Annotated in this window: 9 protein-coding genes and 4 pseudogenes; 10 read left to right on the top strand and 3 right to left on the bottom strand. The window is 63.2% G+C overall.

The window, feature by feature from the left end; translation table 11 throughout:
- The first annotated feature begins 331 nt into the window (after window positions 1–331).
- From ACFQDH_RS16605 to ACFQDH_RS16585, 5 genes and pseudogenes are all read left to right on the top strand, one after another.
- Window positions 332–1,890 (top strand): annotated as a pseudogene (locus ACFQDH_RS16605) (ABC transporter substrate-binding protein).
- 37 nt (window positions 1,891–1,927) lie between these two features.
- Complete coding sequence (locus ACFQDH_RS16600; RefSeq protein ID WP_382403509.1) at window positions 1,928–2,857, top strand: ABC transporter permease; 930 nt, start codon at window positions 1,928–1,930, stop codon at window positions 2,855–2,857.
- Window positions 2,858–2,933: 76 nt separating this feature from the next.
- Entirely contained in the window at window positions 2,934–3,752 is an 819-nt protein-coding gene (locus ACFQDH_RS16595) for an ABC transporter permease (RefSeq protein WP_382404886.1), read from the top strand.
- A gap of 10 nt (window positions 3,753–3,762) precedes the next feature.
- Window positions 3,763–4,797, top strand: a complete 1,035-nt coding sequence (locus tag ACFQDH_RS16590; protein WP_382403508.1) for an ABC transporter ATP-binding protein — start codon at window positions 3,763–3,765, stop codon at window positions 4,795–4,797.
- Entirely contained in the window at window positions 4,794–5,852 is a 1,059-nt protein-coding gene (locus tag ACFQDH_RS16585; protein WP_382403507.1) for an ABC transporter ATP-binding protein, read from the top strand. The genes ACFQDH_RS16590 and ACFQDH_RS16585 overlap by 4 nt, the downstream gene beginning before the upstream one ends.
- Before the next feature lie 172 nt (window positions 5,853–6,024).
- On the opposite strand, the gene ACFQDH_RS16580 is transcribed toward ACFQDH_RS16585, so the two are convergent.
- Window positions 6,025–7,116, bottom strand: coding sequence for an IS630 family transposase (locus ACFQDH_RS16580; RefSeq protein ID WP_382397973.1), 1,092 nt, complete (start codon window positions 7,114–7,116; stop codon window positions 6,025–6,027).
- A gap of 204 nt (window positions 7,117–7,320) precedes the next feature.
- On the opposite strand from ACFQDH_RS16580, the pseudogene ACFQDH_RS16575 reads away from it, so the two are divergent.
- Together ACFQDH_RS16575 and ACFQDH_RS16570 are read left to right on the top strand one after the other, a co-directional pair.
- Window positions 7,321–7,500, top strand: a pseudogene (locus tag ACFQDH_RS16575) (peptide ABC transporter ATP-binding protein); the annotation flags it as partial.
- Window positions 7,497–9,286: pseudogene (locus ACFQDH_RS16570) on the top strand (gamma-glutamyltransferase family protein). The pseudogenes ACFQDH_RS16575 and ACFQDH_RS16570, both read left to right, overlap by 4 nt.
- Window positions 9,287–9,738: 452 nt before the next feature.
- On the opposite strand, the gene ACFQDH_RS16565 reads toward ACFQDH_RS16570, so the two are convergent.
- On the bottom strand, window positions 9,739–10,920 hold the full coding sequence (locus ACFQDH_RS16565) for a hypothetical protein (protein WP_382403506.1): 1,182 nt from the start codon (window positions 10,918–10,920) through the stop codon (window positions 9,739–9,741).
- Between the two features lie 1,105 nt (window positions 10,921–12,025).
- On the opposite strand from ACFQDH_RS16565, the gene ACFQDH_RS16560 reads away from it, so the two are divergent.
- Together ACFQDH_RS16560 and ACFQDH_RS16555 are read left to right on the top strand one after the other, a co-directional pair.
- Window positions 12,026–12,241, top strand: coding sequence for a hypothetical protein (locus tag ACFQDH_RS16560; RefSeq protein WP_382403505.1), 216 nt, complete (start codon window positions 12,026–12,028; stop codon window positions 12,239–12,241).
- Window positions 12,242–12,638: 397 nt separating this feature from the next.
- Window positions 12,639–13,064, top strand: a complete 426-nt coding sequence (locus ACFQDH_RS16555; RefSeq protein WP_382403504.1) for a hypothetical protein — start codon at window positions 12,639–12,641, stop codon at window positions 13,062–13,064.
- 397 nt (window positions 13,065–13,461) lie between these two features.
- Here the strand turns inward: ACFQDH_RS16555 and ACFQDH_RS16550 are convergent, their stop codons facing one another.
- Window positions 13,462–13,863 carry a hypothetical protein gene (locus ACFQDH_RS16550; protein WP_382403503.1) on the bottom strand — a complete coding sequence of 134 codons (402 nt, stop codon included), beginning with the start codon at window positions 13,861–13,863 and terminating at the stop codon, window positions 13,462–13,464.
- Between the two features lie 114 nt (window positions 13,864–13,977).
- Here ACFQDH_RS16550 and ACFQDH_RS16545 point away from each other — a divergent pair.
- A pseudogene (locus ACFQDH_RS16545) lies at window positions 13,978–15,075 on the top strand (IS256 family transposase); the annotation flags it as partial.
- Window positions 15,076–15,164: the final 89 nt, after the last annotated feature.

Raw genomic sequence — 15,164 nt, 5'->3', positions numbered from 1 at the left:
TCGCGCCACCCCCAGAGCAGGAAACGTTCCGTTTGGCTGATCAAGCCGACGGAATGCACCTGCCCGGGCGTATCAAATGCCGGTTCCACGCAGTTTGCAAATTGGCCGTATCCGCGCCGCTCGCCCGGGACTAACCTACCCGCACAAAGAGTACGACCCCTGCCCGCGAGTGACGTTGTCCTCCAGTGCGTCGCGTGCTCACAGGTGAGCTTTCCATAAGCTTTCGAAGGAGCTAGCGGTGAAGAATCGGCTCGTCTCAGACACAAACACGACCCACAAGCCTGCTCGTCGGGCAGCGCTCCGCACCGCCTCAGTGGCTACGGTCGCGGCGATGGCGATCGCCGGATGCACGACCGCGAGCTCCGGCAGTGCAGGGAGCGGCTCGAGTGCATCCGGTAAGGGTGGCAGTCAGAATGCCGGCACGAGCAATGCAGCCTTCAACATCGCAATCGGCGTGGATCCAGACACCCTCGATCCAGCGCAGCAGACCACCAGCACCGTCCAGAACATCCTGGACTATGACCTGCAAGGCCTGGTCAATTTCGACCAGAAGGGCAATCTGCAACCGCTGCTCGCGACCTCCTGGAAGACGGCTCCAGATGGCAAGTCAATCACCTTCAAGCTGCGCCACGGCGTCACGTTTCAAGACGGAACACCGTTCAACGCCAAGGCGGTGAAGTACAGCCTCGACCGGCTGATCAGCGGCAAGGTGAAGGTGCCCATCGGCGGTGCCTACCAGGTCATGAAGAGCATCGTTCCGGTGGACCAGTACACCGTGCGCATCGAACTCAAGCAGCCTGACCCCGATCTGCTGCCGAACCTGGCGGCCACTATGGCCGAGATCTTCTCGCCGACCTCCGCTACCAAGGACGGCAACAAGCCGACCAACATCGTCCATCCGGTGGGCACCGGGCCGTACAAGTTCGTGAGCTTCCACAACGGTGAAAGCGTCACGATGACACGTAATTCCGGGTATTGGGGGCGAAGCCCTACTACAAGGACGTCATCTTCAACATCGTTCCCGAGGCAAACTCCCGCGAAGCAGGACTCAGGTCCGGTCAGTACAACCTGATCATGAATCCTCCCGTTAGCGACATGACAGCACTGGGATCCGGCGGGAACATCACAGTCTCGAAATTCCCGGACGACCGGTCGGTCTTCTTCGCCTTCAACGTCACGCAGGCTCCGTTCAACAACAAGTTGGTGCGCCAGGCGTTCAACTACGCCATTGACAAGAAGGCCCTCATCAAGAACATCCTTTTCAGCTCGGTCGACCAGATGGACTCGCCGTTCGCCAACAGCATCACCTCGCACTGCACTGCAGGCAGCTATGCCTACAACCCCACCAAGGCCAAGCAGCTGCTCAAGCAGGCGGGCGTCGGGAAGATCTCCTTCACGTTGGGAACTTCGTCAGGTCGCTACCTACAGGATCAGCAGACTGCGCAGGCCATCGCCGGATATCTACGGGCCATCGGCGTGTCGGCCACGGTCAAGACATCCGATTGGCCGACGTACCTCAACTCCATTGAGGGCCCCAACAGCAAGACCGGACCGTATCCGCTGCACATTCTCGGCTGGGCGCCATCCGCGCTGGACGCGCCGGTCCAGATGCAGATGTTGCTGAAGTCGGACTGGCCGACAAACGGCGGTCTCAACACCTCGTTCTACAGCAACCCGAAAGTGGAGAGCCTCTTCGCGAAGGCGAGCACCAACCTGGACGCGACGTCACGTAACGCCCAGTACTGTCAGATCCAGAAGATCGTCTGGCAGGACGCTCCCTGGATCTTCCTGTGGAGCCAGACGCTGATCCTCGCTTACCAATCGAACCTGGCTGGCATCTCCTACCAGCCGAACGAGAAGTTCGTGACGATCGGAGCGCACCCGAAGTGATCGACGCGCCCCGATGTCGTAGCAGGAAGGCCCCGGCGTGAGTGGGTTCGCCGCATACCTGGTCCGCAGGCTCGTGAGCTCGGTGGTCACCCTACTGGGGGTGATCGCTGTGGTCGTCGCGATGGTGCAGGCACTGCCAGGCGATCCGGCACGGGTGATCGCCGGCATCCAGGCCACTCCGGAGCAGGTCGCCAAGGTGCGGCAGTCGATGGGCCTGAACGAGCCGGTCTACGTGCAGTTCTGGCGGTACATCCAGGGCCTCCTGCACGGCAACATGGGTACCTCAGCACGAACCGGTGGTTCCGTGTCATCACTGGTGGCAACGGCTCTTCCGTTCACCCTGGAGCTGGCGATCCTCGGCACGGTCTTCGGCGTCGTCTTCGGCATCGCGCTCGGCGTGGTCGCTGCCACCCACAAGGGCAAGTGGGCCGATGCGCTGGGGTCGATGATCGGTGTCGCGGGTGTCTCCATGCCCGTGTACTGGCTGGGAATCCTGCTAATCACGGTCTTCTCGGTGGATCTCAAGCTGCTGCCCGTCGGGGGTGCCGCCACCGTCTCCAGTGTCATCCTGCCGTCGGTGACCCTGGGCGTCTTCTCCATGGCTGTCGTCTCTCGCATGACCCGCTCAACCATGCTGGACACGCTGGACCAGGACTACGTCCGGACCGTCCGCGCCAAAGGTGTCCGCGAACGCACGGCTGTTCGCCACGCCCTGCGGAACGCGTTCATCCCGATCCTGACGGTCATCGGCCTGCAGTTCGGCACGCTGCTCGGTGGAGCCGTCCTGACGGAGACCGTATTCAGCTGGCCAGGGATCGGGCAGCTGCTGGTCACGTCGATCAATGCCCGCGACTTCCCCGCCGTACAGGGGATCGTCCTCACGTTTGCCGCAATGTTCGTGATCGTCAACATCATCACCGATCTGCTGTACTCGGTGGTCGACCCGCGAGTGAGGCTGTACAGATGAGCGATACGACGCCCACGGTCCTGGTTGCCAGTCCAGAGCTCGATGCGCCACCCGACGGCTCTCCTTTGCCAAGAGGCTGAGAATATTTGCCGCTAACAAGGCGGCCCTGGCCGGCCTAGCGATACTTCTGATTTTCGTGTTCCTGGCCGCGTTCGCCCCGCTGCTGACGAGCCAGGATCCGACAGCGCAGAATATCGCCGCGGCGTTCCAGACACCCAGCTCCCAGCACTGGCTGGGCACGGACGATCTGGGTCGGGACATCCTGGCACGCATCATGTATGGAGGTCGGTACACCTTGCTGATCGGGCTGGTGGCGGTGTCGATCGCCACAGTGATCGGCGTGCCGTTGGGGCTGATCTCCGGATATCTGGGCGGCCTGGTGGACACCGCGATCCAGCGGTGCACCGACATCATGCTCTCGTTCAACCCGTTTCTTCTGGCCTTGGTCCTGGTCGCCGTCTTCGGAGTTGGCGCGAAGAGCGTCACCATCGCGGCCGGAATCGGTGTGATACCGCAGTTCATTCGACTGGCGCGTGGCCAAGCACTCACGATTCGCGAGGACGTCTATGTCGAGGCCGCGATCGCGTTCGGGGAGAAGCCAATGGCGATCTTGCGACGCCACGTCCTGCGCAATTCGTTAACGCCGATCATCGTGTATGCCACGCTGAACATCGGACTGACGATCCTGGTCGCGGCCGGCCTCGGGTTCCTCGGGCTCGGTGTGCAGCCGCCTGCCCCTGAGTGGGGGACGATGCTGGGCGAGGCACGGGCATACATCTTCCACTCGTCATACCAGATGACCTTCCCGGGGCTGGCGATCTTCCTCGCAGTCCTCAGCTTCAACCTGTTGGGGGACGGTCTGCGCGACGCGTTCGACCCGAGCCTGCGGGACTAGGGGGAACGCGATGACTGAGCCGATTCTGTCAATTCAGGACTTGAGAGTGACGTTCCGCAGCCGTAGCGAGAGCGTGCACGCCGTGGACGGAGTGAGCTTCGACGTGTACCCGGGCGAAACGGTAGGCGTCGTAGGCGAGTCAGGCTCGGGAAAGAGCGTCACGATGCTTTCGATCCTTCAGCTGCTGCCACAGACCAGCCGCGTGGTGACCTCCGGGCGGGTTCTCTTTCAGGGCAAGGACGTCCTGAAGGCATCACAGCGCGAACTACGCCACATCAGGGGCCGCGAGATTGCGCTCATCCCCCAGGACCCGATGACCTGTCTGGACCCGGTGCTGCGGGTGGGCGGGCAGTTGCGGGAGGCGATCCGGGCGCACAACGCGGTGCCCAAGGCTGAGCAGCGTCGACGCGGGGTCAAGCTGCTCGATTCCGTCGGTCTCCCCCAGCCCGAGCGGCAGTACGGACAGTTCCCGCACGAGTTCTCCGGCGGGATGCGGCAGCGGGCAATGATTGCGATGGGCATGGCGAACGGCCCGTCGCTCCTCATCGCGGACGAGCCGACCACCGCGCTGGATGTCACGATTCAGGCGCAGGTGATGGACATCCTCCGCGCAGCGCAGGCCGAGACGCAGGCCGGTCTGGTGCTCATCACGCACGACCTGGGGCTCATTGCGGAGATGGCCGATCGGGTCGTCGTGATGTATGCGGGCCACGTCGTGGAATCCGGCGACGTTCGGACCATCTTCGCTCAGCCTCGCCACCCTTACACGCTCGGGCTGCTGGGCAGCCTCCCGCAGACGGGCGGAGACCAGGACTGGCTGCGTCCGATCCCGGGGAGTCCGCCCGATCTGGCGCGGGTTCCGTCCGGGTGCCCGTTCCATCCTCGCTGTCTGCACAGCCGTGGCCGAGAGATATGCAGCACGCAGCGGCCGGAACTGACGCCGGCCGGAGAGACCGGGGCTCATCAGTCCGCCTGTCACTTTGCGAACGAGCTCGACAACGAGACCGTGCACGATCTGCTCAAGGCCGCGGAGGACATCCAATGAGCCCCTCACCAGAAGCTGTACGTGATCTGTCCGAGAACGCCGAGGTCATCCTGGAGGCGACGGACCTCGTCAAGCACTTTCCCGTCACGCACGGCCTGATGCGGAGGCAAACCGGAGCCGTGCACGCCGTCGACGGAGTGAACCTCCAACTGCGCGTAGGAGAGACACTGGGTGTTGTCGGCGAATCCGGTTGCGGCAAAACGACACTCGGTCGCACCCTGATCCGCCTGCTGGATCCAACTGAAGGGAAGCTCGAGTTCCAGGGGACGGACATCACGACCCTCGCGGCCGGCCAGATGCGCCCGCTTCGGCAGGACATGCAGATCGTCTTTCAGAACCCGTTCGCGTCCTTGGACCCACGGATGACCGTGCACGACCTCATCGCCGAGCCGCTACGTGTGCACGGCAGGTACAAGCGTGGCCGCTCGGGCGCTCGGATCGCGGAGCTGATGGACACGGTCGGGCTCAGCACGCAGTACGCGAAGCGGTATCCGCACGAGTTCTCCGGCGGGCAGCGCCAGCGGATCGGCATCGCCAGAGCACTTGCCCTGAACCCCAAGTTGCTCATTCTCGACGAGCCCGTCTCCGCGCTGGATGTGTCCATCCAGGCGCAGGTCGTCAATCTGCTCAAACGGATCCAGGACGATCTCAGGATCGCCTACGTCTTCATCGCGCACGACCTGACGGTCGTGCGGCACATCTCCGATCGAGTCGCGGTGATGTATCTGGGCAAGATTGTCGAGACGGGCACCCGTAACGACGTTTATCACGCACCGAGCCATCCCTACACACAGGCGTTGCTGTCTGCTGCCCCTGTCCCGGACCCTACGGCGCGCGGTGTTCGGAAGAGAATCGTCCTCACCGGTGACGTGCCCAGCCCGGTCAATCCGCCCTCCGGTTGTCCCTTCCGCACGCGGTGTTGGAAGGCCCAGGAGATCTGCGCGGAGGAAATGCCGGAGCTAACCGACCGCGGTCAGGGTCATCCTGTGGCGTGCCACTTTCCTGCGATTGACCAGTCGGTGACACTATCTGCCCAACCCATCACGGACCGATGAGCTCAACACAACATGCGATAGGGAGCGTGCAGAGGAGGGGGCGACCGCATCGCATCGGTCAACCTAATGTCGACACCCACAGCGATGTGCGCTGTCCGGCTAGCCTCCTGCGCCCATCGCGGGCATTGACCACCAGGACGCCCAGGTAGGTCACCGCTAGTGGTCCGTCTCGTCATTGATTAACTACTTCCGTGAGCTTGCGGCGTGCGCGGGTGACCTTGGCCAGGATCGACTCGGCGGTCGCGGTCCATACGAACGGAGTCGGATCCTCGTTGTTGGCCTGCAGGTAGTCCTCGATGGCGGCGATCAGATCGGGCACCGAGTTGAAGCTGCCACGCCGGATCGCCTTGACGTCCAGGTCGCGGAACCAGCGTTCGACTTGGTTCAACCAGGACGACGAGGTCGGGATGAAGTGCAGGTGGAACCGCTTGTGCCGCGTCAGCCAACGCTGAACGTCGGCGTGCTTGTGAGTGCTGTAGTTGTCCAGGATCACGTGAATCGCTTGCCCTGTGGGCACTTCAGCGTCGATGACCTTCAGGAACTTCAGGAACTCCTCGTGCCGGTGCCGGTCGAAGCAGCGCCCGGTCACTTCGCCGGTGAGCACGTTCAACGCCGCGAACAAGGTGGTCGTGCCGTTGCGTTTGTAATCGTGAGTCATCGTCGCACCGCGGCCCTTGATCATCGGCAGCGATGCCTGGGTGCGGTCCAGCGCCTGGATCTGGGATTTCTCATCCAGGCACAGCACTACCGCCTTGGCCGGTGGGTTCAGGTACAACCCGACCACGTCGGTCAGCTTCTCCTCGAACCGCGAGTCGTTGCTGACCTTGAACGTGTCGACCCGGTGCGGCTTGATCCCCAGGTCGTGCCAAATACGTTGCACCGTCGCCGAACTCACGCCCGCATGCTTAGCCATCGTGCGGCACGACCAGTGCGTCTGCCCCGCGGGCTTGGTGTGCAATGTGTCGTGCACGATCGCCTTGACCTGCTCCTCGCTGATGCTCGCCTTGCGACCGCGTCCCTGACGGACCTGCCCCAGCTTGGCCAACCCCTCTTCCTCGAACCGCGCCCGCCATGCCCGCACCGTCACCGGCGTCACCCCGACCTCCGCCGAGATTCGTGTGTTAGCAACACCATCCGCCGCCAGCAGCAACACCCTCGCCCGCTGCACCTGCCGATGCGCAGCAGTCTGAGACCGGGACAACTGTTCCAAAGTGGCCCGCTGACTATCCGACAGCAGCAACGGCGGGGCTGCAGGTGCGCTCATGAAGCAAGAATACAGCGAATGCCACTATTTATTTGCGAGACACACCACTAGAACACCTCCAACGGTCGGGGAACTGTGCTCGATATGGAAAGTTCATCTACCCCTTTGGAGGCCGAGTATGGCCCGACAGACACCCGCACCGCCGCCGAAGAAACCACCTAGGCCGGGGCGACCAGCGCCCAATTCGGTGACGACCTCCCATCCCCGTCGGATCCGCCCTCCGGATGCCGGTTCCACACCAGGTGTCCGCTGGCGTTCGACCTGTGCAGCACGAAGGTCCCCGAGTTGCGACCCGTTCCCGGTGGCCTCGCCGCCTGCCACCTTGTCCGACCCGATGGAACCGGCAGCGAGTTACAAGTCAGCCTGTTGAGGAGAAATGCGTGATGTTCACCACCCGTCCCACTCTTGAAGGCACCTTCGGCGCGGTGTCCTCGACGCACTGGATCGCCTCGCAGGTGGCAATGCGCATTCTGGAGCAGGACGGCAATGCCTTCGACGCCGCAGTCGCAGCGGGGTTCGTGCTGCATGTTGCCGAGCCGCACCTCAATGGCCCCGGTGGCGAGGTCCCGGCGGTCGTCGCCACTGCGTCCGATCCTGAGCCCCGGGTGCTTGCGGGGCAGGGACCGGCACCGGCGGCGGCCACCATTGATCACTACACGTCGCTGGGGTTCGAGCTCGTCCCTGGCTCGGGGCTGCTGGCCGCAGCAGTGCCCGGAGCAGTCGACGCGTGGCTGCTGTTGTTGCGTGACTACGGAACGAAATCGTTGGGAGTCGTTCTCGAACCAGCAATTTCATATGCGGAGCACGGCATTCCCGTTCTGGAGCGTGTTACCGCCACCGTGGAGAGTGTGCGGGAGCTCTTCGAGCAGGACTGGTCGACCTCTGCCTCGCTGTGGCTGCCTGGTGGCAACGCACCACAACCCGGCTCTTTGTACCGCAACCCTGCGTACGCGCGCACGCTGCAGCGCCTCGTCGAGGAGGGCCGGGCCGGTGGCACCGACCGGACCGTCCAGATCGACGCCGCGCGACGCGCCTGGAGTTCCGGATTCGTGGCTGAGTCAATCGATGCCTTTGTCCGCACGCCGCACGCCGACTCCAGTGGTCAGTCGCACCCCGGAGTGCTCACGGGCGACGACATGGCGTCCTACGAAGCACAGTGGGAGTCCCCCGTCACCGTGGACTGGGAGGGTGTCACGGTGGCCAAGGTTGGCGCCTGGTCTCAGGGCCCGTCGATGCTGCAGACCCTTCGCCTTCTAGACGCGCTTGATGATCCAGCCGCACTCGATCCCGACACTACGCATGGCATCCACGCCATCACCGAGTCGATCAAGCTCGCATTCGCCGATCGGGAGGCCTGGTATGGCGACGTGGACGACGTACCGATCCATTCACTCCTATCGTCCGAGTACGCCGCTCAGCGAGTTGGCCTGATCGGCGATCGGGCATCGGCGGAACTACGTCCAGGTAGCCCCAGCGGCCGCACCCCGAAACTGGCCACTTACCTCAGTGAGCGCGCCCGACAAGGGCCGGCCTCCAAGGACGCCACGCTGGGCGAACCGACCGTCGACGCCAAGGGCGTCACTCGCGGTGACACCTGCCATGTGGACGTCGTCGACCGCTGGGGGAACATGATTTCTGCGACCCCGAGCGGCGGCTGGTTACAGAGCTCGCCCACCATCCCTGAGCTCGGCTTCGCACTTGGCAGCAGGCTTCAGATGCTCTGGCTGGAAGAGGGTTTGCCCACCTCGCTGCGGCCCGGTAAGAGGCCACGGACCACCCTGACGCCAACGATGGTCCTTCGCGACGGACTGCCGATTCTTGCCTGCGGCTCCCCGGCGGCGACCAACAGGAGCAGTGGCAGTTGCTGTTCCTGTTGCGGCATCTGGTCGGAGGGCAGTCTCTGCAAGAGGCTATCGACGCCCCCGCGTGGCACACCGCCAGCTTTCCGGCATCCTTCTACCCCCGCGACATGTCGCCTGCGACTCTCATCGTCGAAGATCGTCTGCCCCTCGATGTCAAGGATGCTCTGTCGGCCAAGGGGCACGATGTTCGTGAGGCGGGCCCTTGGGCGCTCGGCCGCATGTGTGCGGTGACCCGGGACCCCGCCAGCGGGATCCTGCGCGCAGGCGCCAACCCCCGCGGGATGCAGGGCTATGCGTGCGGCCGCTGAAAATCCACTCAGCGTTGGGTCGGCGGTGACGAGACGGACGAGCGCGGCGGCGACCGGCGGATGACCTCCTCCGTCCCGCGGGGTGTGCCATACGGCGCAGCCCAAACTCGTCGCCGATTGACGATCGGTGTACGGGACGATCTCTCCCCCGCCTGCCGCAACTCGCCCATACTGGTGCGCGAAGAGGATCGCCAATCGTCGACCCGTGGTGCCGACCTTCGCGCCGGCTTGTGCTGCCGCGGCGAAATATCCGGTGATGGTGGCGGCGGATGCAGGCAACGGTTCGCGCCGTGCAGTTGCGTACCAAGACGCGAATTCACGTAGTTCGAAGGTATCCGCGCATTGTGTTGGCGGCTTTGGCCGCTTCAACGTAACCAGCTTCCGCCTCCGACAGTGGGACTTTGTCGAGAAGGGCAGCAGGGTCACTACTCTCGATACCTGCGGGGAAGTGGTCACTCATCGGTTGCTTCGCTCTGGCCACGAGCTATCAACCGGTTGGTCAGCTCGACCGCCGCGAGGTAATTCCAGAACACCCAGTCGAGGAACACGTCCTGGTCGTAGTCGGTGTGCTGCTTCGCATCGTGGTGGCGGATCCAGAATTCGTTGGCGATCTGGAAGAGCGCGCCTTCGTCCTTGCTGCGCAGATGCACTTTGAGGAGCGGGCGCCTGTTTTCCAGGACGTCGGCCAAGTCTTTGCAGGCACTGCGCTTATCGGCGGTGGCAGCGGACCGACTTCGAAACAGTCTGATCGCGTGGTCGATGCGGTCCTGATTGCTGGACCCGTCGGGGATATCGACCCGCACGGCCTCGATCAACTCGTCACGAGGGTCCTGGGTGACGGTCACGACCAAGCCGCGGTCACTTCCAGTATCGGCCAGCCGGTAGCCAAGCTGGTACTTCTTCAAAATTGTGTTCGTCTGCCACCGGTATACGGCCTGACCGCTGCGCTCGTCACAGTCCCCGTAGTCGTAGTGATCGGCGTAGAAGCTGTGCTCGTAGCGGACTCGAGGTCGAGCCACAAGATCGTGCACGACCTCCACCAGAGTGAGGAACTGCTCTTGAGGTAGGCCGTCTGGCTGCGCAGGAGTCACAAGCATGAAAGGGACTCGGATGTCCTCGAGCAGGTGGGGCCAGATCAGTCGGCGCAGTGTCGCGTGGTGGTCGCTTTCTGTGTCGCTGTCAGGACATTGACTGCCCGCCGAGAGTTCGAAATACCCGTTCCTGTCCAGCCCGTTGACAGCGTTCGCCCATTCAGCCTGGGCGCTGGCCCATGGTTCGTCGATGAACGGAGGGGCATCCTCGATCGATCCAACCAGGCCCATCCGTTCGGCGTAGTACTGCTTCCGCCGATATGGCGGCAGTTGATCCACGATCTCCAGAAGCTGCTGGCCCCATCGCCGACTGGGGTCCAGCGGCTCCAGCGCAGACCGCCAAACGTTGGTATCCCACGAAGGATCCGCCAACGCCAGCAGGTCGGCGCGCGGATGCGGACCTCGGAACGCCTCGTCGACCAGCAGCTCAAGCTGCTTTCGAATGTTGTCAGGTCGTTGCAGGATCATGGTCAGCTCATCGCGCACAAGCTGGTGAGGCCACATCAGCGCGTACCCGGAGGGCGGATCAGTCGGGTCGATCATGCTCCAAGCGTAGGGACGCCTCACCGGCTTGCTGGACACAATCAACAGTTGTATTCGATTGGGTTAGTCGTCGCGAACGATCCGCAAGAGAGGTAATGGGTCGTGAGTCGTCCGGCAGTCGCTCCCGTCGATCACCAGTACCGGATAGCGCACCAGCCGGGGCAGTACCTCGTCGGGTTCACCAACCGGTTCGGTTGCTTACACAGCACTCGGTGCGCACGTGACATGGGGAGGGTCCGATCGTGGCTGCAGCAGTTCTGCCGGCGACAGTCAGCGCGGACAGCTCGACATTCGCCTATGTAGCGTTTCAACCCGTGGCACCGAAGTCGGGCGACTTCGAACTAGGCGCGGTCGGTCACGGGGCCGCGGCCGGCACCGTGGCGTCGCTGTTATGTCATGTCGTCCAGGCGTGGGGTGAACACCGCGGGCCTAGCAATCAGCGACTACCAGGCACGAACCGCCCAAAGCTAGCCCATCCACTCATTACATAGCACCGCTCCGGCAGACAATCCTGCCGTGGCGAGGCAAAGCGCTGACTGCAGCCCAAGTTGCGGCACTGTTGGTAGGTCCCCGCGTTGAGGGGTTGTGATAAATCGGCTGTATGCCGTTAGATCCTCGGTTGCGTTGGAAACGCGCACTCGCTCAGAGCCTTCTTCACGGGCACTTTCGCGAAGTAGCCCGCCCCGAAGCAGATGCATTGCAAGACGTACCAGAATTGCTCGGCAGATGTGAGTTTCGCGGCTCCGATCTCACTGAGTGCCTTCTTCGTTGGGATTTTTGTGAAGTAGCCCGCGCCAAATGCGATGCATTGCAAGACGTACCAGAACGCTTCAGCGCCTGTCGTCGTCGGGGTGCGGGCCACCCCCTGATGCGAAGCGGCGGCGCTCCCTGTTGATGGAGAGCCCCCGGGGTTGAACCGTTTCCCCATTCGCTGCCTGTGGCGTCGTCCCTGCTCATGCCTGCTCCCTCCGCGAACTGCCGTCTCCGGCGTGACGCGGCGATCGTACTCGGTCGGCAGGAACAACATGATTTCTTTGCGCATTCGGAGCGTGCCCGCAAGACGGAGCTTGTCCGGCGCTAGCGGGCTTGTGAAACCATCGGCGGCATGAGCCGCCCGCCGCGCACCCTCCGCCAAGTGCGCATGCATTTCTTTTTGGTGGCGATTGTCGCTGTCGTTATGGCAATGAATTTGGCCGTGGCTTTGGGGGAATCCTCGCGGGTGCGATCGGTCGTCTGCTGCGTTGCCCTGGTGTCGTGCGTTGTCATGTTCGGGTTGGATGCCCGCTCGATGAAGGCCGCACGTCTGGCTCGTCGAGAATGAGTGGAACATCTCACCCGATATCGATGCCGACGATCTGTACAGCCAAGTTTCCGTCCGTCGTGCTTCTTCGCAAAGCTGCCCGATAGACGAACCATCACCGGTGACAGCCGGCGGCGAATCGGACCTCGGCGTCCAGATCTCCGAGACCGTCCCGCACGGTGTCCTAAACGGGACGGTCAGCGCAGTGACCTTCACCGATTGCCGATCGGTGGGTGAGACGCGTTGGTTCCGGATCGCCGCGCGGTTAGCTCGACCTGATCGTTAACGATGATGAGCGTGTGCCCCAGTGGCGACTTCGCGGCTCGCGCCCTGTTAGGACAAGCGGACTACCCATGGGTGCGGCAGCAAGGCACCATTCCTTGCGCGGTGACTGCAGCGTCCCGCTACCGTCGTGGTCGTGGCCGTTCTGAACTGCGACAGGATCGTCGATGACGGTGACTCCCTCCTGGGTCGACGGAGCCGCACCTGGCCGACGGTGTACGCAGTCGTGTCCGGGTTTGAGCTGCTGTACGGAATCTTGCTGCTCGCGCAGGCATCCGCGCGCGGGGGTCTCTATGTGCTCCCTGGTGTCTGCTTTGCACTGTTGGCAGTCACATGGAGCGTTCCTGCGGTAGTCGATGTTCAAGGCGTGCGTGCCATCGGCCGTCTTCGCCGAGTCCCCTGGGCGAACATCGCAGCCATTCACAGCCCCGACAGTCACGAAAGCAGCGTGGTGGTCGTGCTCGCGAGCGGCAAGCGCGTGCAAACCGGCTTCCCGGTGGCCATGTTGTCGCGCATGGCTGCCCTGCGGGATAACGCGCAACATCGCCTCACAGCAAGCTGACCCGACCATCATGTCGGCACCATCCACGGCAGTTGAGATTTACGTTGGCGTGACGATCGTCCTACGGGCATGCTCCAAGTCGAGCGTGTTGTGAATCGGCTTGGGTGCCCGCTGCTCATCGAGGCCGCTCGGGCGCACGACTGGTCCGCCGTGGTTGTAGCCCAGGCACGTTGCGGGGTCAGTCCGGCAGGGTCACTTGCGGCCGAAGACGTGCAGGAGGTTCGCACGGCGGCGTTGACGGCGTTCACGTCTCTCGCGTCCAGCTTTTTGGTATGGATATTCGAATCCGTCAACCATTGGTCGCACACGGTCGAGCTCGCGATGGAGCACGTCGTCATAAGTGCGCCGATCGAATCGGATGCTCGGAAAGAGACCCGGGTCGCCCAGCGCGGATATTTCATCGGTGTATTCGTACTGCAGTCCGATCAAAGCGCCAAGTGACGGTTGCTGCATCGACGTCGAGGCGGGTGGTGATGACACCGCAGTCGCGGCCCGCGCATTCCGGGCAGTCGTAGAGAGAGACCCCTTCGCTGCCGAGGTCGGGCGAAGTTAGACCGAGAAGGCGCTCCAGCGCAGCCCCAGTCTCGATCGGCCACTCTTCTCCTACGACACCGACCTTGTCCAGTGGTGCACCAACGGTCGCCGTCAAGTAGTTGAGAACACGGTCACCGTCGACGGTGAAATCCAGGTAGCTCACTGGTGATTTACGCAGACCGTCGGCGCGCAGGAAGGTTGTTGCCCCGTCTTTGACGGTCAGGTCTCGGTCAGCTGGGACGAATCCAAATCGCGAAGTCTGCACGGTCCACATCCTCCCAGTCGGGCGCACCGGTGTGGCAATCATTTCAGGGCAGCGGACGTGGAGGGTGTCAGATCTTTTGTGTAAGTGATCGGTCTTGATCCGGAAGGAAGACTGATGACTGTGACGAAGAAGCCGAAGAAGGACGAGCAGGATCTGGAACCGGGCGCCCGCAAGCTCGGGCGGGCCTTGTTCAGTGAAGAGTTCTTGGACGAGATGGTCACCCGATCGCGTGAGCAGGGTGTGCCCTTGACGGGCAAGGACGGGTTGATGGGCGAGCTGCTCAAGGCCACTCTCGAGCGCGGGATGCACGTCGAGCTGACTGATCATCTCGGCTACGACAAGCACGAGCGCCGCCCCGATAGCACTGGTAACGCAAGAAATGGGACCACGCCGAAGACGTTGGCGACCGAGGTCGGCGACGTGACCGTGGATCAGCCACGTGATCGGGCCGGGTCGTTCGCCTCGGCGTTGGTGCCCAAGCACGCCCGCCAATTGGGCGGGCTGGCCGACATGATCATCAGCTTGTACGCCGGCGGGATGACGATCCGCGATATTCAGCATCACCTGGCATCCACCATCGGCTCGGACCTGTCACACGAGACGATCAGCAACCTGACCGACGCGATCGGTGAGGAAGTCAAAGCCTGGCAGTCGCGGCCGTTGGAGCCGTTCTACCCGGTGATCTACCTGGACGCGTTGATGATCAACATCCGCGACGGCGGGCACGTGTCCCGGCGTGCCGCGCACGTCGCGGTCGGCGTCGACATCGACGGCGTCAAACACGTGCTGGGCATCTGGATCCAAGCCGCCGAAGGCGCGAAGTTCTGGGCCGGCGTGTGCGCCCAGTTGGCCAACCGTGGCATCAAGGACGTGCTGATCATCTGCTGCGACGGGCTGAGCGGGCTGCCCGAGGCGATCCAGGCCCAGTGGCCGCGCAGTGTGGTGCAAACCTGCACCGTGCACTTGATCCGGGCGTCGATGCGGTTCGTGGCCTACGGCGACTACAAGGCCTTCACCAAGGCGTTGAAGCCGATCTACACCGCGGCCGATGAGGCTGCAGCGCGTGCGGCCCTGGACGAGTTGGCCGCCTCACCACTAGGGGTCAAGTACCCGGCCGCGGTCGCGACGTGGACCAGCGCGTGGGACCGGTTCACCCCGTTCCTGGACTTCGGACCGGCCGTGCGCAGGGTCATCTACACCACCAACTCGATCGTTATCTTGAGGCAATCCTGTGGTGTCTTTGACGTCGTTGAGGGAGTGAATCGGTCCCTGATCCTGCGTGCTGGACGTGCTTATCTACA

It is taken from the genome of Flexivirga alba (assembly GCF_042661025.1).
GTDB lineage: Bacteria > Actinomycetota > Actinomycetes > Actinomycetales > Dermatophilaceae > Flexivirga > Flexivirga alba.
This window is presented reverse-complemented; position numbering and strand designations above follow the sequence as displayed.

What these genes read in the sequence shown, in the direction of transcription:
- ACFQDH_RS16590 (WP_382403508.1), top strand. Translation starts at nt 3,763, where the DNA reads ATGACTGAGCCGATTCTGTCAATTCAGGACTTGAGAGTGACGTTCCGC.
- ACFQDH_RS16585 (WP_382403507.1), top strand. Translation starts at nt 4,794, where the DNA reads ATGAGCCCCTCACCAGAAGCTGTACGTGATCTGTCCGAGAACGCCGAG.
- ACFQDH_RS16580 (WP_382397973.1), bottom strand. Translation starts at nt 7,116, where the DNA reads ATGAGCGCACCTGCAGCCCCGCCGTTGCTGCTGTCGGATAGTCAGCGG.
- ACFQDH_RS16565 (WP_382403506.1), bottom strand. Translation starts at nt 10,920, where the DNA reads ATGATCGACCCGACTGATCCGCCCTCCGGGTACGCGCTGATGTGGCCT.
- ACFQDH_RS16560 (WP_382403505.1), top strand. Translation starts at nt 12,026, where the DNA reads ATGAGCCGCCCGCCGCGCACCCTCCGCCAAGTGCGCATGCATTTCTTT.